Annotated in this window: 25 protein-coding genes, 2 tRNA genes and 1 pseudogene; 14 read left to right on the top strand and 14 right to left on the bottom strand. The window is 66.6% G+C overall.

Annotated features, from left to right (window positions below; translation table 11 throughout):
• The 4 genes and pseudogenes from ACHFFA_RS05935 to ACHFFA_RS05920 all read left to right on the top strand — a co-directional run.
• Window positions 1-715: pseudogene (locus ACHFFA_RS05935) on the top strand (hypothetical protein); the annotation flags it as partial.
• Window positions 716-752: 37 nt separating this feature from the next.
• A complete protein-coding gene (locus ACHFFA_RS05930) occupies window positions 753-1,592 on the top strand; it encodes a sulfurtransferase (protein WP_394269920.1) in 840 nt (279 codons plus the stop codon).
• Window positions 1,589-2,806 (top strand): cystathionine beta-lyase, encoded by a 1,218-nt coding sequence (gene metC, locus ACHFFA_RS05925; protein ID WP_394269919.1) that lies wholly within the window; start codon window positions 1,589-1,591, stop codon window positions 2,804-2,806. The genes ACHFFA_RS05930 and metC overlap by 4 nt, the downstream gene beginning before the upstream one ends.
• 2 nt (window positions 2,807-2,808) lie before the next feature.
• Window positions 2,809-3,828, top strand: coding sequence for a mechanosensitive ion channel family protein (locus ACHFFA_RS05920; protein ID WP_394269918.1), 1,020 nt, complete (start codon window positions 2,809-2,811; stop codon window positions 3,826-3,828).
• Here ACHFFA_RS05920 and ACHFFA_RS05915 read toward each other — a convergent pair.
• The 5 genes from ACHFFA_RS05915 to ACHFFA_RS05895 all read right to left on the bottom strand — a co-directional run bounded on the left by ACHFFA_RS05915 (window position 3,825) and on the right by ACHFFA_RS05895 (window position 8,124).
• A complete protein-coding gene (locus tag ACHFFA_RS05915; protein ID WP_394269917.1) occupies window positions 3,825-4,766 on the bottom strand; it encodes an NAD-dependent epimerase/dehydratase family protein in 942 nt (313 codons plus the stop codon). The genes ACHFFA_RS05920 and ACHFFA_RS05915 overlap by 4 nt on opposite strands.
• Entirely contained in the window at window positions 4,751-5,812 is a 1,062-nt protein-coding gene (obgE, locus tag ACHFFA_RS05910) for a GTPase ObgE (RefSeq protein ID WP_394269916.1), read from the bottom strand. Before obgE ends, ACHFFA_RS05915 begins: the two co-directional genes overlap by 16 nt.
• 13 nt (window positions 5,813-5,825) lie before the next feature.
• A tRNA-Thr gene (locus ACHFFA_RS05905) sits at window positions 5,826-5,901 on the bottom strand.
• 32 nt (window positions 5,902-5,933) lie between these two features.
• On the bottom strand, window positions 5,934-6,815 hold the full coding sequence (locus ACHFFA_RS05900) for a hypothetical protein (RefSeq protein ID WP_394269915.1): 882 nt from the start codon (window positions 6,813-6,815) through the stop codon (window positions 5,934-5,936).
• Entirely contained in the window at window positions 6,808-8,124 is a 1,317-nt protein-coding gene (locus ACHFFA_RS05895; RefSeq protein ID WP_394269914.1) for a replication-associated recombination protein A, read from the bottom strand. The genes ACHFFA_RS05900 and ACHFFA_RS05895 overlap by 8 nt, the downstream gene beginning before the upstream one ends.
• A 108-nt stretch (window positions 8,125-8,232) precedes the next feature.
• On the opposite strand from ACHFFA_RS05895, the gene ACHFFA_RS05890 reads away from it, so the two are divergent.
• Window positions 8,233-8,655, top strand: coding sequence for a hypothetical protein (locus ACHFFA_RS05890; protein ID WP_394269913.1), 423 nt, complete (start codon window positions 8,233-8,235; stop codon window positions 8,653-8,655).
• A gap of 17 nt (window positions 8,656-8,672) precedes the next feature.
• On the opposite strand, the gene ACHFFA_RS05885 is transcribed toward ACHFFA_RS05890, so the two are convergent.
• Window positions 8,673-9,827: a glycosyltransferase family 4 protein gene (locus ACHFFA_RS05885; RefSeq protein ID WP_394269912.1), complete on the bottom strand. Its 1,155-nt coding sequence runs from the start codon at window positions 9,825-9,827 to the stop codon at window positions 8,673-8,675.
• Between the two features lie 163 nt (window positions 9,828-9,990).
• On the opposite strand from ACHFFA_RS05885, the gene ACHFFA_RS05880 reads away from it, so the two are divergent.
• From ACHFFA_RS05880 to ACHFFA_RS05865, 4 genes are read left to right on the top strand one after another with little or no spacing between them, the layout of a single operon-like run.
• Window positions 9,991-11,157, top strand: coding sequence for a phosphoserine transaminase (locus ACHFFA_RS05880; protein WP_394269911.1), 1,167 nt, complete (start codon window positions 9,991-9,993; stop codon window positions 11,155-11,157).
• Window positions 11,154-12,740 (top strand): phosphoglycerate dehydrogenase, encoded by a 1,587-nt coding sequence (gene serA / locus ACHFFA_RS05875; protein ID WP_394269910.1) that lies wholly within the window; start codon window positions 11,154-11,156, stop codon window positions 12,738-12,740. The genes ACHFFA_RS05880 and serA overlap by 4 nt, the downstream gene beginning before the upstream one ends.
• 13 nt (window positions 12,741-12,753) lie before the next feature.
• Window positions 12,754-13,866, top strand: coding sequence for an ATP phosphoribosyltransferase regulatory subunit (locus ACHFFA_RS05870; RefSeq protein ID WP_394269909.1), 1,113 nt, complete (start codon window positions 12,754-12,756; stop codon window positions 13,864-13,866).
• A gap of 44 nt (window positions 13,867-13,910) precedes the next feature.
• Complete coding sequence (locus ACHFFA_RS05865) at window positions 13,911-14,300, top strand: DUF1622 domain-containing protein (protein WP_394269908.1); 390 nt, start codon at window positions 13,911-13,913, stop codon at window positions 14,298-14,300.
• On the opposite strand, the gene ACHFFA_RS05860 is transcribed toward ACHFFA_RS05865, so the two are convergent.
• Complete coding sequence (locus ACHFFA_RS05860; RefSeq protein WP_394269907.1) at window positions 14,297-15,112, bottom strand: aldo/keto reductase; 816 nt, start codon at window positions 15,110-15,112, stop codon at window positions 14,297-14,299. The two genes, ACHFFA_RS05865 and ACHFFA_RS05860, sit on opposite strands and share 4 nt — an antisense overlap.
• Window positions 15,113-15,243: 131 nt before the next feature.
• Here ACHFFA_RS05860 and ACHFFA_RS05855 point away from each other — a divergent pair, with 131 nt between their 5' ends.
• From ACHFFA_RS05855 to ACHFFA_RS05845, 3 genes are read left to right on the top strand one after another with little or no spacing between them, the layout of a single operon-like run.
• A complete protein-coding gene (locus ACHFFA_RS05855; RefSeq protein WP_394269906.1) occupies window positions 15,244-16,533 on the top strand; it encodes an adenylosuccinate synthase in 1,290 nt (429 codons plus the stop codon).
• Window positions 16,534-16,564: 31 nt separating this feature from the next.
• Window positions 16,565-17,059, top strand: a complete 495-nt coding sequence (locus tag ACHFFA_RS05850) for a murein L,D-transpeptidase family protein (protein ID WP_394269905.1) — start codon at window positions 16,565-16,567, stop codon at window positions 17,057-17,059.
• A gap of 59 nt (window positions 17,060-17,118) precedes the next feature.
• Complete coding sequence (locus ACHFFA_RS05845; protein ID WP_394269904.1) at window positions 17,119-18,087, top strand: MarR family transcriptional regulator; 969 nt, start codon at window positions 17,119-17,121, stop codon at window positions 18,085-18,087.
• A 23-nt stretch (window positions 18,088-18,110) separates the two neighbouring features.
• Here the strand turns inward: ACHFFA_RS05845 and lysA are convergent, their stop codons facing one another.
• Genes lysA through argH form a run of 3 tightly spaced genes read right to left on the bottom strand, consistent with a single transcriptional unit; the run spans window position 18,111 to window position 21,025 of the window.
• Window positions 18,111-19,370: a diaminopimelate decarboxylase gene (lysA, locus tag ACHFFA_RS05840; RefSeq protein ID WP_394269903.1), complete on the bottom strand. Its 1,260-nt coding sequence runs from the start codon at window positions 19,368-19,370 to the stop codon at window positions 18,111-18,113.
• Between the two features lie 45 nt (window positions 19,371-19,415).
• A complete protein-coding gene (locus ACHFFA_RS05835; protein ID WP_394269902.1) occupies window positions 19,416-19,652 on the bottom strand; it encodes a hypothetical protein in 237 nt (78 codons plus the stop codon).
• Complete coding sequence (gene argH, locus ACHFFA_RS05830) at window positions 19,649-21,025, bottom strand: argininosuccinate lyase (protein WP_394269923.1); 1,377 nt, start codon at window positions 21,023-21,025, stop codon at window positions 19,649-19,651. The genes ACHFFA_RS05835 and argH overlap by 4 nt, the downstream gene beginning before the upstream one ends.
• Window positions 21,026-21,041: 16 nt before the next feature.
• Between argH and ACHFFA_RS05825 the strand changes: the two genes are divergently transcribed.
• On the top strand, window positions 21,042-21,611 hold the full coding sequence (locus ACHFFA_RS05825) for a TlpA family protein disulfide reductase (protein WP_394269901.1): 570 nt from the start codon (window positions 21,042-21,044) through the stop codon (window positions 21,609-21,611).
• A gap of 38 nt (window positions 21,612-21,649) precedes the next feature.
• On the opposite strand, the gene ACHFFA_RS05820 is transcribed toward ACHFFA_RS05825, so the two are convergent.
• A tRNA-Val gene (locus ACHFFA_RS05820) sits at window positions 21,650-21,725 on the bottom strand.
• A 60-nt stretch (window positions 21,726-21,785) separates the two neighbouring features.
• Between ACHFFA_RS05820 and ACHFFA_RS05815 the strand changes: the two genes are divergently transcribed.
• Window positions 21,786-22,763 (top strand): asparaginase, encoded by a 978-nt coding sequence (locus ACHFFA_RS05815; protein ID WP_394269900.1) that lies wholly within the window; start codon window positions 21,786-21,788, stop codon window positions 22,761-22,763.
• A 6-nt stretch (window positions 22,764-22,769) separates the two neighbouring features.
• Here ACHFFA_RS05815 and ACHFFA_RS05810 read toward each other — a convergent pair whose 3' ends face one another.
• The 3 genes from ACHFFA_RS05810 to fmt are packed head-to-tail and all read right to left on the bottom strand — an operon-like array spanning window position 22,770 to window position 25,697.
• On the bottom strand, window positions 22,770-23,882 hold the full coding sequence (locus ACHFFA_RS05810) for a zinc-binding dehydrogenase (RefSeq protein ID WP_394269899.1): 1,113 nt from the start codon (window positions 23,880-23,882) through the stop codon (window positions 22,770-22,772).
• Window positions 23,883-23,910: 28 nt separating this feature from the next.
• Window positions 23,911-24,714: a tRNA pseudouridine(38-40) synthase TruA gene (gene truA / locus ACHFFA_RS05805; RefSeq protein ID WP_394269898.1), complete on the bottom strand. Its 804-nt coding sequence runs from the start codon at window positions 24,712-24,714 to the stop codon at window positions 23,911-23,913.
• A gap of 59 nt (window positions 24,715-24,773) precedes the next feature.
• On the bottom strand, window positions 24,774-25,697 hold the full coding sequence (gene fmt, locus ACHFFA_RS05800; protein ID WP_394269897.1) for a methionyl-tRNA formyltransferase: 924 nt from the start codon (window positions 25,695-25,697) through the stop codon (window positions 24,774-24,776).

Here is a 25,697-nt window from a genome sequence, read left to right as displayed (position 1 = left end):
TTTGTATCCGGTCGTGCCCGCGGCATTGCCGGCACCGAGCTTGCCCGCGGCATCATCGCCTGCGGGCGTGCCCGCGACAGCCGACGCCGATGCGGGCGAAGGCCTTCCTCTTGCCGCATTGGCAGGGCTGGCCGCGTTGCTGGTGGCAGCCGGTGCCTTCGTCGTGCTGCGTCGGCGGCGCCCGGACGGCACGGTGCCCGAAATCGAACGGCCGCAAGTTGGCACCGGTCCCAGCGCGGGACTGGCCGATGTCCAATTGGCGGCCGATGCGGTGAAGCTCACCCGCTCCATGGCCTATGCCACGCTCGATTATCAGGTGACTCTCTTTAACCGCGCGGCGAGCGCGGCGGGCGATATCGTGCTCAGCGCCGATCTCGTCACCGCGCATGGCGGCGCTCCGATGGAGAGCCAGCTTGCCTCGACGGCGCAGTCGCTCGAACAGCGGCATGTCTTTGCCCGCATCTCGCCCGGGCAGACGGTTCGCCATCAGGGAAGGTTGCAGATCCCGCTCGCCCAAGCGCGCATCATCCGCCAGGGCAGCGCATCGCTGATCGTGCCGCTGTTGCGGGTGCGGCTGGATCGCGAGGGCGATGCGCCAGTCGTGCGAACCTTCGTGATCGGACAGGGCATCCCGGGGGGCGAACGGGTCGCGCCATTCCGACTCGATGACGGGCCGCGAAGCTATGCACCCGTCGCCGCCCGCGCCCTGGACTGACATCGACAGCGCGGGCACAGGGCGCTAGCAGGACAGGATGGATATCCTTGTCGACAGTGCCTGGCTCAAACAGCAACTGGGGTCGGACGACCTCCTCGTGCTCGACGCGACGGCGCACCTCCCCGATGCGGTGCGCGATGCGCGGGCGGAATTTGCCGCGGCGCATATTCCCGGTGCCCGCTTCCTCGACCTCGAAAGCTTTATCGACGAAGGCTCGCCCGTTCCGAAAGCGGTGCCCAATGGCGAACAGTTCGCGGCGCGAATGCGCAGGCTGGGCATTGAGCCGGGCACCCGCGTCGTCCTGTACGACGACAGTGTGGTGCGCTCGGCCGCGCGCGCGTGGTTCGTGTTCCGCCTCTACGGCCATCAGGGGGTCGCGATCCTCGACGGGGGCTTCGCCGCATGGCAGGCGGCAGGCGGGCCATGCGAAAGCGGCGCCGGAAACGAACCTCGGCCAAGCGAATATCCGGTGCCTGACGCACAGCCGATCGTGCGCCGCAAGGCCGACCTTCTCGGCAATCTCGGATCGGAGGCGGAACAGGTGGTCGACGCGCGGGATGCGGCACGGTTTGCCGGCGAGGATGGCAGCGGTTCGGCGGGGCATATCCCGGGCGCCCGTTCCGTCCCCTTCGTCAGCGTGCTGAACGACGACGGCACCTATCGCCCCGCACAAGAGATCGCGCAGGTTTTTGCGCAAGCCGGCGTCGCCCCGGATCGCCCAGTCGTCACCAGCTGCAACAGCGGCGTGACGGCTGCGGTCCTGTTCTTCGCGCTGGAGCGGGCGGGGCATCGGGGCACGGCGCTCTACGATGGAAGCTGGCTCGAATGGGGCAGCGACCCTGCCACGCCGAAGGAACAAGGGCCGGCGCGCACATGAAGGCGCCGCCCGGCGGCATTGCGGCCGATACAAGGCTGGTCACCGCCGGCCGGGCTGGCGACTTCGCCGCGCACGTCGTCAATCCGCCGGTCTGGCGGGCAAGTACGCATCTCTATGCCGATTGCGCCGCCTTGCGCGAAGGACGACAGTCGAACGAAGACGGGCGCTTCTTCTACGGGCGCCGCGGCGCGCCGACCCAATGGGCCTTGGCTGACGCGCTGACCGAACTCGAGCCCGGGGCGGCCGGCACCGTCCTCTATCCCAGTGGCCTTGCCGCGATCGTCGGCGCCCTGCTGGCAGTCGTCGGTCCGGGAGACGTGCTCTTGGTGGCGGACAACGCCTATGACCCCACGCGTTCCGCAGCCACCGGTCTGCTGCGGCGAATGGGCGTCGGAACGCGTTTCTTCGATCCGCTCGACCTTGCGGCATACGAGGCTGCCTTTTGCGAGCGGACGCGCGCGGTCATGCTGGAAGTTCCCGGCAGCCTGACGATGGAGGTGTGCGACATTCCCGAGCTTGCGCGGATCGCGCGAGGCAAAGGTGCGGTCAGCCTTGTCGACAACACCTGGGCCACCGCGCTCGGCTTCCCTGCGCTGCGGCATGGCTGCGACATCGCGATAACCGCGCTCACCAAGCATGTCGGCGGCCATTCGGACCTTATGATGGGCGCGGCCAGCGCAGGCCGGGAATGGTATCCGCGTCTGCGTCAGATGGCGCAGCAACTCGGTCACGTCGTCTCGCCGGACGATGCGGCGCTGGCATTGCGGGGCCTGCGGACGATGGGCCTGCGGTTGCAGCGCACGATCCGCAGTGCGACCGACATCGCGCGCTGGCTCGATGCGCGGGGAGAGGTCGCCGCGGTCATGTGTCCGATGTTGCCGGGCGCCCCGGGGCACGATCTGTGGCGCCGCGATTTCACCGGTGGCTGCGGGCTTCTGAGCTTTGCCCTGCGAACCGGCGAGGACCGTGCCCGCTGCCGGTTCATCGATGCGCTTACATTGTTCGGGATCGGTTACAGCTGGGGCGGGTTCGAGAGTCTCGCCCTGCCGTTCGACGTGCCCCCGGTGCGCGAGGTGATGGCATGGCCTCCCCCGCAATGGGGCTTGGCCCGAAATGAACAAGCGCTCGGCGTACGGCTGTCGATCGGTCTGGAAGACCCGGCCGATCTCGTCGCCGATCTGGAACGCGGGTTTGCCGCGCTGAACGAAAGGTAATCATGTCCGCTCCGGTACCTGCACCACGGCCGTCACGCCCGGTTGTCGAAGACCCCGAACAGTCGGTGGCGGCGGCGGACGGCATCAAGGAAGCGGTCAGCGCGTCCAACCCGACGTTCGGCTCGTATATCGAGAAGCTCGATGAGTTCGCCCTGCGGCTGGGCGATATGCGGATCTCGCTGTTCGATCTGCTGATCGTCGCCGCCATCATCCTCGGCGTGGTCGCGGCGGCCTGGTTTCTCAGCCGGCTCGCCCGGCGCGCAGTCCGGCGGCTGACCCGGCTCGACATGGCGCAGCGGGTGCTGCTCGAGAAAATCGTCACGATCCTCGTTTGGACCGGTGCGCTGCTGATCGGGATCGACCTGCTTGGCATCGATCTGACGGCACTGGCGGTCTTTTCCGGCGCCTTCGGGCTGGCCATCGGGTTCGGGCTCCAGAAGACATTCGGCAATCTGATTGCGGGGATCATCCTGCTGATGGACAAGTCGATCAAGCCTGGAGACGTGATCGCGGTCAGCGACAGTGCGGGGCGGGAAACCTTCGGCCAGATCCGCAAGATCGGCGTCCGTGCCGTCTCCGTCACCACCCGCGATCAACGCGAATACCTGATTCCGAACGAAAACCTGATGATCAACCAGGTCGAGAATTGGTCTTATTCTTCGCGCAACGTGCGGATGCAGGTGCCGGTCGGGGTCAGCTACGATACCGACATGGATGTCGCCGAGAAGCTGATGCTGCAGGCTGCGGACGAATGCGAGCGAGTGCTCAAGACCCCTCCGCCTTCGGTGTGGATGGACGCGTACGGGGACAATTCGGTCAATTTCGTCATCCACTGCTGGATCGTCGATCCCGAAGAAGGGGTCGGCAATGTGCGCAGTGCGGTGCTCAAGAACCTGTGGCGCTTGTTCAAGGACAACGGGATCGAGATTCCCTATCCCCAGCGCGACCTGCGCCTGCGAAACAGCGACCAGCTCGACCAGCTGATCGAACTGCTCGGCCGCGAACGCGAGAAGCGGAGCTAGAGCCAGCCTTCGCGGCGATACCACCGCGCAGTGTCGCGCAGGCCCTGCTGTGTGTCGATCCGGGGCTGCCACAAGGCCGGCGGGACCCGCAATGACGTTCGGGCAACCCAGTTGGGATGCACCATGTAGGACACCCGGTCCTCGGTCAGCCGGGCACGGCGACCGCGCACCAGCCGATCCGCCCGAGCGGCCAGGCGCATCACGCCCGCCGGCAGGTGAGGCGCAAAGACCCGGCGACCTGTCGCGGCACCGATCGCCCGCGCCAGTTCGCGATGGGACCAGCCCCCCTCGCGCCCATCGTCGGGCTCGAAGATCGAATGCCGGACAAGCGCCTCGGGTGCATCGACGAGATCGAGCAGCAAGCGGGCCAGATCGTCGACATGGATCAGCGAGCTTGCACCGCGCGGCGGCAGGGGGACAAAACCCAGCCGGGCGCTGCGGAACATCTCGAAGTAATCGACGTCGCGCGGGCCATACACTCCGGGCGGCCGGACGATCACCCAGTCAAGCCCGCTGTCTTCCACCAGCGTCTCGGCTTCGGCCTTGGATGCGCCATAGGCCGACAGGCCGGGCTCGCGGGCCGAGAGGCTGGAGACAAATACGAAGCGGCGAATGCGCCTCGCTTTGGCCGCGGCGATCAGTCTGCGGGTACCTTCCACATTGGCAGCGGCGAAGGCGGCAGGATCGTGGGACGTGGTCAGCCCGGCGACGTGGACGACCGCCGCAGCTTTAGCGCACAGCCGGTCGAGAGCCTCCTCGTCGTCCAGCGTTCCGGCAAGCCATTCGACCCCCTCGCGCGGGGCGGACTTGCGCCGCGTCAGGGCGCGGACCGGCTCGCCCCGCCGCTGCGCCTCATCGACGACCGCCTGCCCGACAAAGCCCGTCGCCCCGGTGAGGGCGACGGGGGCTGACAAGCCTTCGCCTACAGCGGTGACCATTCGCTGGCCTCGGCATCGTCGCTGTCCTCGACCGGCGCGGCCTTCGTTTCGGTCGCTGTGCTTTCGGGCAGGTGGGCAAGGACGGCATCCATCAACGCGTCCATCCCCTGGCCTGTGGCCCCCGATACCGCGAAGACCTTGTCGGCCCCCGCGGCGAGTAGTTCGTCGGCGAACCCTTCGCCCAGTTCGCGATCGGCAAGGTCGAGCTTGTTGAGCGCGACAAGCTGCGGCTTGCTGTCGAGCCCCGCTCCATAGGCCGCAAGTTCGCCGTTGACGGTGCGATAGGCCTCTGCCGGATCGCTGCCGGCGATGTCGATCAGATGGATCAGGACCCGGCAGCGTTCGATATGCCCCAGGAACCGGTCCCCGATGCCGGCTCCTTCGGCAGCGCCTTCGATCAGGCCGGGAATATCGGCCAGCACGAATTCGCGGCCGCGGTGACGCACCACGCCGAGCTTGGGAACGAGGGTGGTGAAGGCATAGTCGCCGACCTTGGCCTGGGTATTGGTAACCTGATTGATGAAGGTGGACTTGCCGGCATTGGGCAGGCCGACGAGGCCGACATCGGCCAGCAGCTTCAGCCGCAGCCAGACCCACATTTCCTGCCCCGCTTCGCCCGGCTGGTGCTGGCGCGGCGCGCGATTGGTGCTGGTCTTGTAGCTGGCGTTGCCCCGTCCGCCCATCCCGCCTTCGAGGAAGACCACCTTCTGGCCGACCTCGGTGAAGTCGACCAGCACCTCGTCGCGGTCTTCCGACAGGATCTGGGTGCCCACCGGCACTTCGATGACGAGGTCCGGGGCCCCGGCGCCGGTCCGGTCCTTGCCCATGCCGTGCGCCCCGCGCTTGGCCTTGAAATGCTGGGCATAGCGAAAGTCGATCAGCGTGTTGAGACCGGCAACGGCGACGAACACGATGTCGCCGCCCTTGCCCCCGTTGCCCCCGTCGGGACCGCCGTATTCGATATACTTCTCGCGCCGGAAGCTGACCGCGCCGGGACCACCGGCGCCGGATTTCAGGAATATCTTGGCCTGATCGAGAAAATGCATGGCGGCGAAACCCTGGTGCCGGCTGGAGGATTCGAACCCCCGGCCTGATGATTACAAATCAACTGCTCTACCAACTGAGCTAAGCCGGCAATTGCGCTGGGTGCAGGGCCGCGCCTTTCGGTTAAAACGCGCCGAAAGTCCACCCCTCGGTTCGCGCGACTTGTGCGCTCAGTCCAAGCGGTTGCCAGCGCTGCGGATCATCCGCCACCCGGCGCAGCCAGGCTGCCGTGACCAGTGCATCCGATGAATGGTCGTCGATCGGTCCGCAACCTGCGACCGGCAGCGAACCGAGCGCGGCGAGGGCCGCGTTCAGCGCCTCGTGGTCGCGCATCTTGGCGCGGCCGGCACGGCGCCCGGCTTCGAGTGCCGCCAGGCTGGTATAGATCTCGACGATGGCGGAGCCTTCGTCCGGCAGGGCGTCGACTGGCCAGACCGGCAACTGGCCGCGCAGCCGATGCAACATCCGCATCCCCGTCAGGCTGGCCTTGCCCACCTGCGCCGCGCCGACCAGGTTGAAGTTGGACGTGGGCTTGCAGCCCATGGCGGCCTGGGCGCGTTCCGTAACCCGGAACCGGCCCTGCCCGTGCGCGGCGCCATCGCATCGGAAGGACGTTCCCTCCCGCCCGCCATGCCGGCGGAAGAACGGCGCAAACTGGTGGTGGTCGATGAAGGCATTGGCGCCGAGATCGGGTTCGTTCCGGCAGACGTCGTCGACCAGTTGCCACAGGGCGGGTGCATCGCGAGGCGTGTCCCGATCGCCTGGGAAGTAGGCCCCGCAATCGGCATGCGGTAGCGCAATGCCAAGGTCCAGACCGACGAGGGTGGCGGGCGGCAAATCGCGTGCGAGGAAGGACAGCACATCCGTCCGGCTCCAGCCGCCCTCGCCGGTAACCAGCATGGGAGGCCCGCCGGCCATATCTGCCAGCGCCACGGCGATGCCTTTGTGCCGCGTGCCTTTCGCGCCCGACCAATCGATGGCGAGAAAGTGGGCGAATCTAGTCACGTTCGCTGCGCAGGCGATCCCAGTAATCCAGCCGCTTCCTGATCTCGCGTTCGAAGCCGCGGTCGACCGGCTCGTAATAGGTTTGCGCCTCGAGCTCCTTGGGCCAGTAATTGTCGCCCGAGAAGCCCTCTCCGGCATCGTGATCGTAGGTGTAGCCCGAACCATAGCCAATGTCCTTCATCAGCCTGGTCGGCGCGTTGAGGATGTTGGCGGGCGGCATCAGGCTCCCCGTCTCGCGGGCCGAGCGGAAGCTCGCTTTCTGCGCCTTGTAGGCTGCGTTCGACTTGGGCGCGGTCGCAAGATAGATACACGCCTGCACCAGCGCGAGCTCGCCTTCGGGGCTGCCCAGGAACTCGAAGGCATCGCGCGCGGCCATGCACTGCACCAGCGCCTGCGGATCGGCCATGCCGATGTCCTCCACCGCCATGCGGACCAGTCGCCGGGCGAGAAAGCGCGGTTCCTCGCCGGCAGTCAGCATGCGCGCAAGGTAATAGAGGCTCGCCTGCACGTCCGATCCGCGCACGGCCTTGTGAAGCGCGGAGATGAGATTGTAATGCCCCTCGCGGTCCTTGTCATAGACCGCCACCCGCCGTTGCAGGAACCGGCCGAGCCCTGCCGGGTCGAGCGGTGCATCGAGCCTCGCGTTATAGAGCGTTTCGGCCTGATTGAGGAGGAACCGCCCGTCGCCATCCGCGCTGGCGACCAGTGCCTCGCGCGCGGGGGGAGTGAGGGGCAGGGGGCCTTCCAGACCTTCCGCCCGCCCGAGGAGTTGATCGAGCGCCGCGTGATCGAGTCGCTGGAGGATCAGTACCTGGGCCCGGCTGAGCAGGGCGGCATTGAGGGCAAAACTTGGGTTCTCGGTCGTCGCGCCGACGAGCGTAACGGTGCCGCGCTCGACGAAGGGGAGAAAACCATCCTGCTGGGCGCGATTGAAACGGTGGATTTCGTCGACGAACAAGAGGGTGCGCAGCCCCGCCGTCGCCGCCTGGTCTGCGGCGGCGAACGCCTTCTTGAGATCGGCCACGCCGCTGAACACCGCTGATACGCTCTCGAACCGCATTCCCACGCTATCGGCCAGCAGGCGCGCAATGGTGGTCTTCCCGGTGCCGGGCGGCCCCCACAGGATCATGCTCGACAGCCGGCCCGCGGCGACCATCCGCCCGATCGCGCCTTCGGTTCCGGTGAGGTGATCCTGCCCGATAACCTGCGAGAGACTTGCCGGGCGCAGCCGGTCGGCCAGCGGAGCGTCGACCGGAGCAGGCGCCGGCGCCGCATTTGCGGCAAGGGTATCTGGGAAGAGATCGCTCATCACCCGCAGATGTAGGCGCCCCGCCGGCGGTTGCACAGGGACGCTTGCTGCCGATTCCCATCTTCTGCTATCGTCGCAGGGAGGGGCGCAGGTTGGGGGAGAGCGAACATGAACGCACGAACGGCTGCACCGTGGCATTTGTGGGCGGTGGGGGTGGCGACGCTGCTCTGGAATGGCATCGGCGCGGCGAGCTATCTGATGACCAGACTGGGCCGTCTGGAAAGCCTCGGGATGACGGGCGATCAGATCGCCTATTTCAACAGCTTTCCCGCCTGGGCCAATGCGGTATGGGCGCTGGGCGTATGGGGGGCGCTGCTGGGCAGTGTCCTGCTGCTCCTGCGTTCGCGATGGGCGGTCGCGGCATTCGCGGTCTCGATCGTCGGGCTGATCGGGACAACCCTGTTCGAGCAGGCCTTCACCGATGTTCCCGAGGACCTGAGCAACCCGCTGCTCAATGTCGCGATCTGGGCGATCACGCTGGCCTCGCTGGTCTATGCCTGGCGGATGCGCGAGCGGGGCGTCCTGCGCTGAAATAGTCGGTCAGGCGCCTATCTTGCGGCGGCCGGCGTGGGCTGCAGCCGCAGGTAGGTATCGACCACGGTCTGGTTGATCGCATCCCAGGCGTATTCCCGGCTCTTCGCCTCGCCCGCGGCGCCATGCTTTCGGCGCAGGGTGGCATCCTTCGCATACTTCGCCAGGGCGCTGGCAAAGGGCGCCGCGGCGGGGGGCGAGACGATCGTGCCCGTCGTTCCGTCATCCACCAGCGAAGTGCTGCCCGTCGCCCCCGCGGCAACCACCGGCAATCCGCAAGCCATCGCTTCGAGGGTGACGTTGCCGAAGGTCTCCGTGATACTTGGATTGAAGAAGATATCGGCGCTGGCCAAGGCGCGGCCGAGGTCCGCACCCCCCTGGAAGCCCACGAATATCCCGCCTGGCATGGCCTTTTCGAACCAGCCACGTGCCGGACCGTCTCCGATCACCAGCACCCGATGCGCCACGCCTTCTTCGCCCAAAAGGCGCACCGCTTCGGCAAAGACGTCGAGGCCCTTTTCCATCACGAGACGGCCGAGGAAGGCGATCACGATCTCGTCGCTGCCGATCCCCAGCGATTGCCGCCAGGCCTGATCCCGCCGCGCAGGCGTGAAGATCGTACGATCCACCCCCCGCGACCATATCGATATGTCCTCGTTCATCCCTTGTCTGCGCAGGACATCGACCATCGACTGGCTTGGGGTCACCAGCGCATCGCACTGGCGATAAAGGCTGCGCAGATAGCGTTCGACCAGCCCTTCGAGGAACCCTGCCCCATAATAGCGGGGATAGGTTTCGAAGCGGGTATGAACCGAGGCCAGCACCGGGATGCCCTTCGCCCGGGCCCAGCGCACGGCGGCGCGCGCACTGACATCGGGCGAGGAAATGTGGATCACATTGGGGTCGAAGCGCTCCAAATCGGCTTTGACCGCGCCCGACAGGCCCAGCGGGAAACGGTATTCGCCCCGCCCGGGGAATGGCACCGCGGGCAGGCTGACAAGATTGCCCGTGGGCGGGAAGGCCGGTTTGGCGCTCGTGGGGGAATAGACCCGCAGGCCGGCATTTTGCCGCAGGAGGTATTCCGCCAGCCGGTTCAACGCCTTGTTCGCCCCGTCCAGGGTAATGTTGTAGTTCCCGCTGAACAGGGCAATGCGGAGGTCGGTCACGTCCATGGCGAGGGCGGCATAGAGGCGCCCTGCAGGTTTGGCGAGGGGGCGGGCACGCCGGAGCGAGCCAATCTTTCAGTTTCGTTTGACTGTTCCGCCCGCCGGGGTAGTGCCGGCAACGGGCCACGCGGTCCCAACGCCGCGCGCGCTCTCTGCAAGGAGAGAATACATGACCGACATGCCGACGCTCAAGCCTGAGCGGCCGTTCTTCTCGTCCGGACCCACGGCCAAGCACAAGGGCTGGTCCGCCGCCAACCTCAAGACCGAATCGCTCGGACGCTCGCATCGCAGCACCGTGGGCAAGGCGCGGGTGAAATACGCCATCGACCTGTCGCGCGAGCTTCTTGGTGTTCCGGACGATTATCTCGTCGGCATCATGCCTGGCTCGGATACCGGCGCGCTCGAATGCGCGATGTGGACCCTGCTTGATCCGGCCCGCCCGGTAACGGTGGCGGCGTGGGAAAGCTTCGGCAATGTCTGGATCCAGGACGCCGCCAAGCAGCTGAAGCTGCCCAAGCTGACCGTGCTCGATGCGGATTACGGCGAAATCCCCGATCTGGCGAGCATCCCGCAGGATAACGACGTCGTCTTCACCTGGAACGGCACGACCAGCGGGGCGCGGGTGCCTGACGCGAACTTTCTGGCCGAGGGGCGCAGCGGCCTTGCCATCAACGATGCCACCAGCGCGATCTTCGCCATGGAGATGGACTGGGCCAGGCTCGATGCCACGACCTACAGCTGGCAGAAGGTCATGGGCAGCGAAGCCCAGCACGGGATGCTGATCCTTTCGCCACGGGCGGTTGAGCGGATCGAAAGCTACGACCCTGCGTGGCCCCTCCCCAAGCTGTTCCGGATCAAGAAAGGCGGCAAGCTCGACCGGTCGATCTTCGAGGGTTCCACCATCAACACGCCGTCGATGCTGGCGACCGAGGATTACATCGACGCCCTGGAGTGGGCCAAGGCGATGGGCGGGCGGCAGGCGATGTTCGAACGCGCGGACGCCAATGCCAAGATTGTGACCGACTGGATCGAGGCGACCTCGTGGCTGCGCAACATGGTCCGCGATCCGGCCCTCCGAACCAACACCGGCGTCTGCTTCGTCTTCCAGGGCGAATGGTACGACAGCCTGTCGACCGAGCAGCAGCCGGACGTGGCCAAAAAGATCGTCAAGCTGCTCGAGGAACGGGACGTCGCCTATGACTTCGGCGGCTACCGCGATGCACCGCCAAGCCTGAGGGTATGGTGCGGCGGCACGGTGGAACAGGAGGATTTGAAACGCCTTCTTCCGTGGATCGAATGGGCATACGAACAAATCAAGGCGGAGATGGTTCGATGACCGGCAAACCCAAGGTCCTCATCAGCGACAAGATGGACCCCAACGCCGCCCGCATCTTCGAGGAGCGTGGGTGCGAGGTCGACGTCAAGCCCGGCCTGTCTGCGGAGGAACTCAAGGCAATCATCGGGGAATATGACGGGCTCGCCATCCGGTCCGCCACCAAGGTGACGAGCGACATTCTCGACGCGGCGACGAAGCTGAAGGTCGTGGGCCGCGCGGGCATCGGGGTCGACAATGTCGACATTCCTTACGCCAGCAGCCGCGGTGTGGTGGTGATGAATACGCCGTTCGGCAATTCGATCACCACGGCGGAACATGCGATCGCGATGATCATGGCGCTTGCCCGCCAGATCCCCCAGGCCGACCGGCGGACCCAGGCGGGCGAATGGCCCAAGAACGATTTCATGGGGGTCGAGGTTACCGGCAAGACGCTGGGCCTGATCGGCGCCGGCAACATCGGCTCGATCGTCGCCAGCCGGGCACAGGGCCTGCGCTTGAAAGTAATCGCCTACGATCCGTTTCTTACCCCTGAGCGGGCGGTCGAACTGGGTGTGGAAAAGGTCGACCTGCCCGCCCTGCTCGAACGGGCGGACTTCATCACGCTGCACACCCCGCTGACCGACGAGACGCGCAATATTCTCAGCCGCGAAAACCTGTCTCGGACCAAGCCGGGGGTAAGGATCGTCAATTGTGCGCGCGGCGGGCTGATCGACGAGGCTGCGCTCGCCGATGCGCTCGACAGCGGACAGGTGGCCGGCGCGGCGCTCGACGTGTTCCAGAGCGAGCCCGCGACTGCCAGCCCGCTGTTCGGCAAGCCGGGCTTCATCTGCACCCCGCACCTTGGCGCCAGCACGACCGAAGCGCAGGTCAACGTGGCCCTGCAAGTCGCCGAACAGATGGCGGAATATCTCGTCACCGGCGGGGTCACCAATGCGCTTAACATGCCCAGCCTGTCGGCAGAGGAGGCACCGAAGCTGCGACCGTACATGGGACTGGCCGAAAACCTCGGCAGCCTCGTGGGGCAACTCGCCCACGGCAATCTCGACCGGATCAGCATCGAGCGCGAGGGCGCGGCGGCGGAGCTTTCGGGCAAGCCGATCGAGGGGGCGGTCCTCGCCGGCCTGATGCGCCAGTATTCGGACACCGTGAACATGGTCAACGCTCCCTATCTGGCGAAGGAGCGCGGGCTGGACGTGCGCTCGATCCGGCACGAGCGCGAGGGCGTGTACAACACCCTCCTGCGGGTCACGGTCGGCACCGAAAGCGGTGATCGCTCGGTCGCCGGAACGCTGTTCGGATCGGGTGCGCCGCGGCTGGTGGAAATCTTCGGCGTCCGGATCGAGGCCGAACTGGCGGGGGACATGCTCTATATCGTCAACGAGGACGCGCCCGGCTTTATCGGCCGGATCGGCTCGCTGTTGGGTGAGAACGGCATCAATATCGGAACCTTCCACCTCGGCCGGCGCGAAACGGGGGGCGATGCGGTGGTGCTGTTGAGCGTCGACCAGCCCATCCCGCCAGCGGTCGTCAAGCAAGCCTGCGCCCTGACCGGGGTGAAGACGGTCATGCCGCTGCGCTTCTGATGGGAAAGCCGCGATGACGGTGCAGCATGATCTCCTTCCCGTGGGGCTCGAGGACGCCCTGCCCCGGCGGGCGGCGGCGATCAGCCGCGCGATGCGGCAGGTGCTCGGTGCGATGGATGCGCACGGCTATGACCGGGTGCGCCCGCCGCTGGTCGAGTTCGAACAATCGCTCGCCGGGCGAATGAAGGGCGTCGCCACCCGCCGCATGGTGCGCTTCACCGACCCTGAAAGCCTGCGCACGCTGGTCTTGCGCAGCGACATGACGGTGCAGATCGGACGCATCGCGGCCACCGGCCTCGCCTCCGCCCCGCGGCCCTTGCGGCTGTGTTACGCAGGCGAAGTGGCGACGCTGAAGGCCGATCCGCTCGACCCCGCGCGCCAGCGCCTGCAGGTGGGCGCGGAGCTTATCGGCAGCGACAGCGTGGCCGCGGCGATCGAGGCGGTAACCCTTGCCGTGGAGGCACTCGAGGCGGCGGGGCTGGCAGGCCTGTCGGTCGATTTCACGCTGCCCGACCTGGTCGACACCCTGGCAGAACAGGCACTGCCGCTGGCGGACGATACCCGCGATGCCGTCAGGCGCGAACTCGACACGAAGGATGCCGGGGGGCTGGTCGCCGCCGGGGGCGAGGCCTACCTCCCGCTGCTCTACGCCGCCGGCCCCTTTCCGAAAGCCGTCGCCCGGCTGGAAGCGGTAGACGCCGGAGGAGTGCTCGCCTCGCGGATCGAGGGCTTGCGCCGTATTGCCGCGGCACTTCCTGGTCACGTCAGGCTGACTCTCGATCCGACCGAGCGGCATGGCTTCGAGTACCAGAGCTGGTTCGGATTCACGCTTCACGCCGCCGGCGCGCGCGGTTCGCTGGGGCGGGGCGGCACCTATCGCATAAAGGGCAGCGACGAGGCGGCGACCGGCTTTTCGCTTTACCTCGAACCTCTGCTGGATACCCTGGGCTCTTCGCATACCGAACCCCGCCGCAACATCTTTCTGCCTTTCGGGCATGATCGCCGAGCGGCGGCCCGCCTGCGCGAAGACGGCTGGCGCACCATTGCCGCGATCACCGGGAACGAGGATGCCGCCACCCTCGGCTGCACCCACCGCCTCGAAGACGGTGTACCGGCGCCCGTCTGACCGATATGCGGGAACGCCGCGAGGCCGCCTGCCGTTAGCAGCCCATGCCCATCGACCAGGCCCATGCCGCGTTCGAAACCATCGCCAAGGCGCTCGAACTGTTCGGTGCGGCGACGATCATCGGCGGCATCCTCCTCGCCTGCCTGCTGTATCTGCGCGACGGGAGCCGCTCGGGCGATTGGCGGGAGGCCTATACCCGGTTCCGGTCCAACCTCGGCCGAGGCATTCTTCTTGGGCTGGAACTGCTTGTCGGCGCCGATATCATCGCGACGATCACCTCCCCGCTGACCTATGAGAGCGTCGCGCTGCTGGCCGGGATAGTCCTGATCCGCACCTTCCTCAGCTTCTCGCTCGAAACGGAGATCGAAGGGTGCTGGCCGTGGCAGCGCGCCGCACTGGAACGGCGCGAGAAGCAGGTTCGCGACGAACGCTAGGAGAAATTGCGCGGGTCCGGTCCGATCCGCCCGTCCTCGCGGTCCAGCGCATCGATCCGTTCCATCTGATCATCACTGAGGGTGAAGAACAGCGCACGGAAATTGTCTTCCATGTGCGTGCGGCTCGATGCCTTGGGAATGGGGCATAGGCCATGCTGGATATGCCACCGCAGTATCACCGCCGAGGCCGGCACACCCGTCTCTGCGGCCACGGCCTGCACCGCGGGATCGGCCATTCCGCCGCCCTGGCCAAGGGGCGACCAGCTTTGCGTCACGATCTCCAGTTCCTCGTGGATCCGGCGCAAGTCCCGCTGCTGAAAGCCGGGGTGAAGCTCGATCTGGTTGAGCGCGGGGACAACCCCGGTCGCATCGATCAGCCGCCGCAACTCTTCCTCGCCGAAGTTCGAGACGCCGATGGAATGGGCTTTGCCTTCTTCGCGAAGCTCGATCAACGCCTTCCACGTGTCGACATACTGGTCCTTGTCCGGGCAGGGCCAGTGGATCAGCAGCATGTCGACATAATCGGTGCCCAGCCGGTCGAGGCAGTGCTGCGCTGCCTTGCGGGTCCGCTCATAACCCTGGCTGTCGTTCCAGATCTTGGTCTGGAGAAAGACGTCGGCCCAGTCGCCGATGCCTTCGCCGACGCCGCGTTCGTTCTGGTAGATCGCCGCCGTATCGATCAGCCAGTAGCCGACATCGATCGCAGTCCGCACGGCGTCGGCGGCGCTGTCGTCGGGTATCTTCCACGTTCCGAAGCCCAGCTGCGGGATCTGGCGGTCGTCGTTGAGGTCAAGCACCGGTTGTTCTGCCATACGTTCTCCTGTGTCCCCCTAATCGACGGATCGCCGCGAAGTTTCCGGCCAACCTCCTTGCCCTGTGCCCGGCGGGGGCCTAACCGCGCCAGCGTTTGTACAACCGGCAAGATGAAGCGAGCGCGTTCCCGATGGCCAATGTGACCGTGATCGGCGCCCAGTGGGGCGATGAAGGCAAGGGCAAGATCGTCGACTGGCTGGCAAGCCGCGCCGATGCTGTGGTGCGCTTTCAGGGCGGGCACAATGCGGGGCATACGCTGGTAGTGGGCGACAAGACCTACAAGCTCAGCCTGCTGCCCTCGGGCATCGTCACCGGCACGTTGAGTATCGTCGGCAACGGGGTGGTGCTCGACCCCTGGCATTTGAAGGCCGAGGTCGAGAAGCTCGAAGGCCAGGGGGTGACAATCACGCCTGATAACTTCGCGATTGCCGACACCTGCGCGCTGATCCTCCCGATCCACCGCGATCTCGATGCCTTGCGCGAAACCGCGGCGGGCAAGGGCAAGATCGGCACCACCGGACGCGGGATCGGCCCGGCTTACGAGGACAAGGTCGGGCGCCGCGCGATTCGGGTATGCGATCTGGCGCATCTCGACGATCTCGATGCCCAGCTCGACCGGCTTTGCGCCCATCACGATGCGCTGCGGGCAGGCTTCGATCAACCGCCGGTAAACCGCAGAGCCCTGCTGGACGAATTGCGCGAAATCGCACCCTTTGTCCTCCAGTTCGCGCAGCCGGTGTGGAAAAGATTGCACCAGGTACGCAAGGACGGGGCCAAGATCCTGTTCGAAGGCGCGCAAGGAGTGCTGCTCGATATCGACCACGGCACCTACCCCTTCGTCACCAGCTCCAATACGGTGAGCGGCACGGCCGCGGTAGGCAGCGGGCTGGGCCCGGGGGCCACCGGCTATGTTCTTGGCATCGTCAAGGCCTATACCACCCGGGTCGGCAGCGGACCGTTCCCGACCGAGCTTGAGGACGAGATCGGACAACGCCTTGGCGAACGGGGGCACGAGTTCGGCACCGTGACCGGGCGCAAGCGGCGGGTCGGCTGGTTCGACGCGGTTCTTGTACGGCAGACCTGCGCCGTCAGCGGAGTGACCGGAATCGCGCTTACCAAGATCGACGTGCTCGACGGGCTCGAAGAGGTACGCATCTGCACCGGGTATCGCCTGCGCGGCCGGGACCTGGATTATCTGCCCGCCCATTCGGCGGATCAGCAGGCAGTGGAACCGGTCTACGAAACGCTGGAAGGCTGGAGCGGGTCGACCGCGGGCGCGCGCAGCTTTGCGGATCTTCCGGCCAATGCGGTAAAGTATATCCAGCGGGTTCAAGAGTTGATCGAAACGCCGGTTGCACTGGTCTCCACCAGTCCCGAGCGCGAAGACACGATCCTGATGCGTGATCCCTTCATGGATTGATTTGGCCGGCGGGGTAGCTAGCCTTTCATGCATGCTTCGCCGATTGCTGCTTCTGCCTGCCATGCTGCCGCTCGCCGCGCCCGCCGCCGCGGGTGATGGGGCGGGGCTGGCAGACTTCGTCCTCGTCGACAAATCGGAGCGCCGCCTGTGGCTTTATCGCGGAGGCGTCGTCATCCACTCCCTCGGCGACCTGCAGTTCGGCGCCAGCCCGCAGGGTCACAAGGCGTTCGAGGGCGACGAGCGGACGCCGGAAGGGCGCTATACGATCGATTTCGGCAATCCGCGCAGCGCGTATTACCTGAGCCTCCATATCTCCTATCCCGATGCCCGGGACCGGGCGGCGGCGGCGCGGGCCGGGCGATCGCCGGGCGGGGCCATCTTCCTGCACGGCCAGCCCAACGGCCTTGCCGACGGGCGCCGGATGAGCCGCGACTGGACCGATGGCTGCATCGCCATGACCAATGCCGAGATCGCCTTGTTATGGCGAATGATCCCGGATGGGACAGCGATCGAAATCCGCCCCTGAGAGGTTGACGATGTAGGTGTTTGTTCTCATCCTGTTCTTATCAAACAAGGTGCGAATCGATGCAGGCTGATTTTTCCTACGGGCCGACAGTGGATGGCGCCGGCTGCCAGCTGGCGGTCACCATTCTGGCCGATCGCGCCGTCTTTCGTGACGAGATGCGCGACGATGCGCTGGAGGCGGGGTTCCGGCTGCGCAATTGCTCCTCGCTGGTCGAGTATGCCGATGGCGAGATCGCCTCGCTGGGCGATCTGGTGCTGGTCGATTGCGGCCGGGCAGACGCAGCAGCCATGGCGACCTTGTCGCGGCTCGATGCCCGGGTGGGGCAATCAGGGGCGCAGCTGGTCGTCTCGACCACATTGGACGCACTCGATACGGTGTTCGGGTGCGTTTCGCACAGCGGGGCGCAGATCCTGGTCGACCCCAGCCGGGCGGAACGGATCGTCGCGCTTGGCCGGGTGCTGGCGCAGGTGCCGTCCTTGCGGGTGCGCGAACTGGCCGAAGACGATCGCTTGATGCTGCTGCGGCTCGCCGAACAGGTCGGCAGCATCGCCCAGCGGCTCGAAAGGCTGGGCCCGTCTGCGGGCGGCGCCGGCAGTGCCCGGGCCGACGGCCCGCTGGCGAACTGGGGCGGCCAGGAACAGACGGCGCCCACGCCGATCGCTCCGCCGCTGCCCGATGCCGCGAGCATTCGCACCATCATCCGCCAACGACAGGCGCGGGCCAAGTTCTTCGATAACCAGCTGTTCGCCGATCCGGCGTGGGACATCCTGCTGGACCTCGCCGCCGCCCGCGCCGAACGACGCCAGGTGAGCGTGACGTCGCTGTGCATCGCCGCGGCTGTCCCGGCGACGACCGCGCTGCGCTGGATTGCCCAGTTGGTCGATGCCGGTCTGCTGTTGCGGGTGGCCGACCCGGCCGATCGCCGGCGGGTCAATATCGCCCTTTCCGACCATGCGACCGACCAGATGGCCCGCTATTTCTCCGAAATCGGCATTCGCAGCCAGAAGCCGCTGCGGGAAGTCGGTTAGGCGGGGGGCGTCCCGCCGGATGTTCAGGTGAGCCAGTCGGGCACTCGTTCTGCCTGCATGATCGCGGCGGGCGCTATCCGGTCGGCAACGACTGCGAAGCGATCTCCATCGACCAGCACCTCGGGGACGAAACCGCGCGAGTTGTACGAACTGGCCATCGTCGCGCCGTAGGCCCCGGCAGTGCGGAAGACGGCGAGGTCGCCGGCCTCCAGCCGGTCGCAGGTACGGTCGGTCGCGAACGTATCGCCCGTCTCGCAGATCGGCCCGACGATGTGCGCGGTCATCGTTGCGCCATCGGGCGCGACCGCATCGATATCGTGCCACGCGCCGTACATCGCCGGACGGGCAAGGTCGTTCATCGCCGCATCCATCACGACGAACGGCCGCTGCGCACCGCGCTTCACGCGGATCACGCGCGACAGCAGAACCCCGGCGTTGCCGGCAATGACCCGGCCCGGCTCGAACATCAGCCGGACGCCCCAGCCGTGCGTCACTCGCATCACCATCGCGGCGTAATCCGAGGGGTCCGGATAGCTATCGCCCGCCTTGTAAGGCACGCCCAGTCCGCCGCCCAGATCCACGTGGCTTATGCACGAGCCTGCCGCGCGCAGTTCGGCAATCAGCCTGCCGACTTTTTCAAACGCCCGTTCGAGCGGGGCGAGACTGGCAAGCTGGCTGCCGATGTGGACTGCAATTCCGCGTATGGCGAGGCCGGCCTCGCGTTCCAGTCGGTGGTAGACCGAAGCCGCATCGCCGATGGACACGCCGAACTTGCTGTCTTTCTTACCGGTCGAAATCTTCTCGTGCGTGCCGGCATCGACGTCGGGGTTCACCCTCAGCGCACAGTCGGCCTTGCGGTCCATGCGGGCGGCGATCGCCGCCAGTTCGAAACCCTCTTCCTCGCTCTCGACATTGAACTGGCCGATCCCGGATTTCAGGCCGTGGGCAAGTTCGGCACCGGTCTTGCCCACGCCCGAAAAGACGATGGTCCCCGGCTCCATGCCCGCGGCGATCGCGCGATCGAGCTCTCCGGCGGAGACGACATCGGCGCCGTATCCCTCACGTGCCAGCACTCTCAAGACCGCCAGATTGGGATTGGCCTTTACCGCGAAGGCCAGCCACGGATTACCCAGCGGTGCCAGCGCGTCGCGGAAAATCCGCGCATGTCGCATCAGCGTCGCCCGCGAATAGACGTAGACTGGCGTGCCGACCGCATCGGCGATCTCTGGCAGGGGGACGTCTTCGGCGTGCAAGATCCCGCCCCGCAATTCGAAATGGTTCATTGCTCGCCTTTGGAACTGGGCGGCGCTGCCGCCGGATACGGCCGGCTATTCCGGAGGCAGATCGAACGGATCGTCCTCGCGCTCTTCTGATCGGGTCCGCAGTTCGACCGAACGTTCGGGCGCGGCCAGTGGATCTAGTTCGAGGAGCTGATCGCCCTGCGGCGGCGTCTGTGCGCCATAGGGGGCGGGCGGCAGGGTTTGAGGCGGCACCGGCTCGAGTTCGGCCTTCTGCCCGCACGCGGCCAGCACAAGGGCAAGGATGGCAATGATGCTCGTTCTCATGGCTCGATTTCCAGCTTGGTCCGGGCTTCGGCAACGCGGTCCCTTACCTGTCGCGGCGCAGTTCCGCCATAGCAGTCGCGCGCGGCGACCGACGCATCGACCGACAGGGCGGCAAACACTCGCTCATTGATGCGCGGATCGATTTCCTGCAGCGTGGCGAGGGTAAGCTGGTCGAGCGCGACTCCCTGCTCCTCGGCGCGGCGCACCGCCTGTCCGGTGATGTGATGCGCCTCGCGAAACGGAAGGCCCGCCTCGCTCACCAGCCAGTCGGCCAGATCGGTCGCGGTCGCATGGCCCATCTCGGCCGCCTGCCGCATGCGCCCGGTGTCGAACCGGGCGCCATCGATCATCCCGGCCATCGCGGCGAGGGACAGCGCCAGCAACCCGGCCGCCTCGAACACCGGCGGTTTGTCGTCCTGCATGTCCTTCGAATACGCCAGCGGCAGCCCCTTCATCGTCATCGTCAGCGCCATCTGGCAGCCCACGATCCGGCCGGCATGGCCGCGGACCAGTTCGGCGGCATCGGGGTTTTTCTTTTGCGGCATGATCGAACTGCCGGTCGACAGGGCATCGGGCAGCGCGATGAAGCCGAATGGCTGGCTGGCCCACAGGATCAGTTCTTCCGCCAGGCGAGACAGATGCAGGGCGCACTGGCTGGCTGCGGCAAGATAGTCGAGCGCGAAGTCCCGGTCGGATACCGCATCGAGGCTGTTCGCGGTCGGCCGCGCGAAGCCTAGCGCCCTCGCCGTGGCATCGCGGTCGATCGGGAAGCCGGTGCCGGCCAGTGCGGCGGACCCGAGGGGGCATTCGTCGAGCCGCGCGCGGGCCGCGGCGAACCGGCTGCGATCGCGGTCGCACATCTCGTAATAAGCCATCAGGTGGTGGCCGAGCGTCACCGGCTGCGCGGTCTGGAGGTGGGTAAATCCGGGCATGATGCTGTCGGCATGTTCGCCGGCCCGGGTGACCAGTGCCGTCTGTAAAGCCATCAGCCCCCGGTCCGCATCGTCGATCGCATCGCGGACCCACAGGCGAAAATCCGTCGCCACCTGATCGTTGCGGCTGCGCGCGGTGTGGAGGCGGCCGGCCACGGGGCCAATCAGTTCGGCCAGCCGATGCTCGACCGTCATGTGAATGTCTTCGAGCGCCCAGTCCTCGGGCACGCCGTCCGCCTCGAATTCAGCCGCGACCCGGTCGAGCCCGGCGGCGATAAGCGCAGCGTCTTCGGACGTGACGATCCCCTTCGCACCCAGCATGGCGACATGCGCTTTCGACGCCATGATGTCCTGCCGCCAGAGGGCCTTGTCGAACGGGATCGAGGCGTTGATTTCGCGCATGATCGCGCTAGGGCCGTGCGCGAACCTGCCGCCCCACATCGCATTGGATGAAGCCATGTCCCGCTTGTCGTTCACCATCGTCCTCGCGCTGGGCCTTGCCGTAGGCGCGTGCGATAGGGGCGCGGCGGACAAGGCGCAAGAAACCCCCGCGGCCTCGGTGGCGGTGGCTGCCGGGACGATCGATCGCAGCCGCGCGGGCGAACTGATGCCGGCCGCCAATCTGCGCGATCCGGCGGGCCGCGTGCTCAACCTCGGGGCGCTGCAGGGGACGCCGGTGCTGCTCAATCTGTGGGCCACCTGGTGCGCGCCCTGCGTCAAGGAAATGCCGCTGCTCGACCAGGTGGCGGCAGATTATGACGAGCAGGTGCATGTCATCACGGCGAGCCAGGACCTCGGCGCCCCGGAAAAGGTCGCGGCCTTCTTTGCCGAGCGTGAACTGCGCTATCTCGAGCCGTGGATCGACCCCGAGGCTGGGTTGAGCACGACGCTGGGCGAAGGATCGCTGCCGACGACCGTTCTCTATGATGCGCAGGGGCTGGAGGTTTGGCGGGTGCGCGGCGATCTCGACTGGTCCCGCGAGGATGTGCGGGACGCCATCGAGGAAGCCATACCCCTGCAGGAATGACGGCAGCAGCAGGCGTTGAGGGCGGGCAGGTTTGGCCATGGTGGGCGCTGACGGGCTCGAACCGCCGACCCTCTCGGTGTAAACGAGATGCTCTACCAACTGAGCTAAGCGCCCACGACCGCCCTGCTCATAGCGGGCGTGACCCGAAAAGCAATTGCCGCTAACCGGCGCGGCATGTGCGCCGCCAACATTCGCGTCCTCGCCACCGGTGGGACGATCGCCGGGATCGCGGGTTCGGCGATCGGGGTCGAGTACCGATCGGGCGAGATCGGTATCGACGCCTACCTCGAACAGGTCGGCGGCCTCGGTCTGTCGGCCAGCCTGTCGGGGCGGCAGATCGCCAACATCGATTCGGCCGACATGGGCCCGGCGGTCTGGAACCGGCTCCATCCTGCATGCATCGACGCCCTGGCGGACGATGACTGCGATGGCGTCATCGTGACCCACGGGACCGACACGCTCGAGGAAACGGCGTTTTTGCTGGACCTGACCCTTCCGGTGGTGAAACCCGTGGTGGTGGTGGGCGCCATGCGACCGGCGGACGCCGTTGGCTATGACGGGCTGCGCAATTTCGCCAATGCCGTGCGCGTCGCCGGCGATCCCGCGGCGGCGGGGCGGGGTGTGCTGGCGGTGATGGGGGACCGCGTCTTCGCCGCCCGCGATGTGCGCAAGGTGAGGACCCGCGGGGCGGAGGCGTTCCGCGGCTTTCCGCGCGAATCGGTAGGGCTGGTGACCCCCGCCTCGCTCCAGTGGTTCGGCGCGCCCTGGCGCGGTGGCGGACAGCTGTTTGCCTGGAGCGACGATCTGCCCCGGGTCGCCATCGCCTATGCCCATGCCGACCTGCGCGCAGGGGACGTCATCGCGCAGCGGGGGCAGGACATCCGCGGCCTCGTGATTGCAGGGGTGGGCGAGGGCAACATGCCCCTCGATGTGCGCCGGGCCCTTGCGGACCTCGCCGCGCGGGGCGTGCCGGTCGTTCGCGCCAGTCGCACCGAGGAGGGTCTGGTCGACCGCGAAGAAAGCGACGCGGCCGACGGCTTCGTCGCGGCGCGCGCGCTCAACCCGCAGAAGGCGCGCATCCTGCTGCAGGTGTGCCTCGCCAACGGCCTGACCGAGCCTGCCGCGATTCAGCGCGCCTTCGACGAGGGGTGAACCTGTCTACCCGTGCGGCAGTACGAGGTACTTCTCGCCTGTCTTCATTTGCCGGTAGTCGAGGATCGCCTCACGGGTCAGCATCCCTTCAAGGTCGACCTTGGTCTTGTAGCTGCTGGCAAAGGTGGTCGTAAGATTGTCGACCACCCGCTGGCGCATCCGCAACACCGTTTCCATCCCTGCGTTCTGGAGGAACGGCGTCAACAGCCATCCCGAAAGCGTCCAGCCAAAGCCGTAGGACGGGCTCAGGATGGTCGGCCCCATGTCGAGCCTTCCATAGATGAACATGCGTTTGAGCTGGTTCGAGCCATAGCGCGAATACGCGGGCAATTGTGCGGCGGCGACCTGTTCCATCGCCTTGAAGCAGGTGTCGACCATGCGGCCTCCGCCGATCGGATCGAAGCCGTAGAACGCACCGGTTTGCGCGATGGCTTCGCTGAGGCTTCCGGTAAAGTCCTCTGCCGAAGAATCGACCACATGGGTCGCCCCCTGTTCGCGCAGCAGCGCCGCCTGATCCTGCTTGCGCACGATGTTCACCAGCGTCAGCCCGTCTTCGAGGCAAATGCGATTGAGCATCTGGCCAAGGTTCGACGCGCCGACCGTGTGGAGGATCGCCTTCTGCCCGTCGATCCGCGCATTCTCGACAAATCCGAGCGCCGTCATCGGGTTTACGAAGCTGCTGGCTCCGGTTTCGCTGCTGTGATCGCCCAGGGGCAGGCACATCGCCGCGTCGGCGATTGCGTACTGGCTGAACGCATTGCCCGGCACGCATGCCACCCGCTGGCCCATCAACGCCTTCGCCATATCGCCATCCCCGGTGGCGATGACCGTTCCAGCCCCCTCGTTGCCGGCCGGCAGGCGCTGATCGTGGCGGGCCTTCTGGCCGGAATTGAACGGCTCGGGCATCTGCGCCACGACCTTGCCGGGCGCGTATTCCGCATTCTCGAAATCGGCCGCACTGGTGAGGATCGCCAGGTCGGACGGATTGATCGGCGCCGCTTCCATCCGCACCAGCACCTGGTTGCCGGTCGGGTCCGGAAGCGTCACGTCCGCCAGTTCCAGCGTCAATCTGCCGTCCCGCGAAAGGGTGGTGAAAAGCTGTTTGCCGGTCGTGCTCATCGTTCTCTCCTGTTGTCCGCCATGCGGCTCATGGGGTGTTGGATCGAATGCCGCTCGCATGGTGGGCGGTCGACCTTGGTTCGCGGCCGGGTACAGTATAGACCGCCTCGGCGAAATAGAGCCCGTGCGGCGGGGCATTCAGGCCCAGCGCCTGTCGGTTTCGTGCCGCCAGCGCCTCGCCCATCTGCTCCACTCGCCAGCGCCCCATTCCCACAAGGGCGAGGCAACCGACCATGCTGCGCACCTGATGATGGAGGAAGCTGCGCGCCGCGGCGTGGATGCGCAGTTCCTGCCCGTCGCGCTCGACCGACAGGTGGTCGAGTGTCTTGACCGGACTTGCCGATTGGCAATGCGCGGAACGAAAGGTCGTGAAATCATGCCGCCCGACCAGCGCCTGCCCTGCGAAATGCATTGCCTCTGCGTCGAGCGGCTGCGGAACCAGCCATGCGCGGCGAAGGTCCAGCGTAAGCGGGGCGCGGCGGTTGACGATGCGATAGACATAGCGCCGCCCGCTGCACGAAAACCGGGCGTGCCAGTCATCCGGCACGACTTCGCACGCGGTCACCGCGATCGGTGCCGGGCGGAGGCGGGCATTCAGCGCCTCCATCAGGCGGAAGGGGGTGATGTCCTTCTCGATATCGAGATGGCTGCGCATTGCCAGCGCATGGACCCCTGTGTCGGTCCGCCCCGCACTGGCGAGGGTCACGGTCTCGCCGGTAACCAGCGTCGCCGCTTCTTCCACCGCCTGCTGGACGCTCGGCCCGTGCGGCTGGCGTTGCAGTCCGAAGAACGGCGAACCGTCGAATTCCAGGGTGAGGGCAAAGCGGGTCATGGGGCTGTCAGCGCCCTAGCGGCAGGAACTGGGCAAAGTCGAGCCGGTGCACGGGTCGATCAGGCGAGAACCGATCCCGCTGCCACCGGATTCCCGCGCAGGAAGGTCGCAAGGTCCATTGCCGGCTTGCCCGCTCGCTGAAGCATGATCGGGCGGATCGCATCGCCAGCCCCGCAGGCGATCGTCAGCTGATCGTCGACGACCATACCGGGAGGGGCGTCCGTGCGGTGCTTTTGGCTGGCCAGTTCGGCCCTCAGCAGCTTGATCCGCTGTCCGTCCATCTCGAACCATGCGCCGGGGAACGGGGCGAGGGCACGCACCTGCCGCTCGATCTCTTCCGCTTCCCGGGACCAGTCGATCCGTGCCTCGCCCTTGTCGATCTTGGCCGCATAGGTCGCCTGTGCATCGTCCTGCCGGACCGCATGAAGCGCGCCAAGATCGATCAGCGTGCCGACCATCAGCTGCGCGCCCAGTTCGGCCAGGTCGGCTGTCAGTTCACCGGTGGTCTTGTCCGCCACCGGAGTTCGCACCGTTGCAAGCATCGGACCGGTATCGAGCCCGGCTTCCATCTGCATGATCGTCACCCCGGTCACCTCGTCCCCGGCCATGATCGCCCGGTGGATAGGCGCCGCCCCGCGCCAGCGCGGCAGGAGCGAGGCGTGGACATTGAGGCATCCATGTACCGGCGCATCGAGGACAGGCTGCGGCAGGATCAGTCCATAAGCGGCAACGATCGCGACATCGGCACCAAGCGCGGCGAAACGCGCCTGCTCGTCGGCGGATCGCAGAGTGGCGGGGTGGCGCACCTCGATGCCCAGCCGCCCGGCCAGTTCGTGCACCGGCGTCGGCGTCAGATCGCGGCCTCGGCGCCCGCCGGGGCGGGGGGGCTGGGTATAGACGCACACGATTTCGTGTGCAGCGTCTACCAGGGCCTGCAAGGTCGGCACCGCGAAATCGGGCGTTCCCATGAAGATAACGCGCAT

The sequence above is a fragment of the Qipengyuania sp. genome, from assembly GCF_043423005.1.
In the GTDB taxonomy this organism is placed as follows: domain Bacteria; phylum Pseudomonadota; class Alphaproteobacteria; order Sphingomonadales; family Sphingomonadaceae; genus Qipengyuania.
This window is presented reverse-complemented; position numbering and strand designations above follow the sequence as displayed.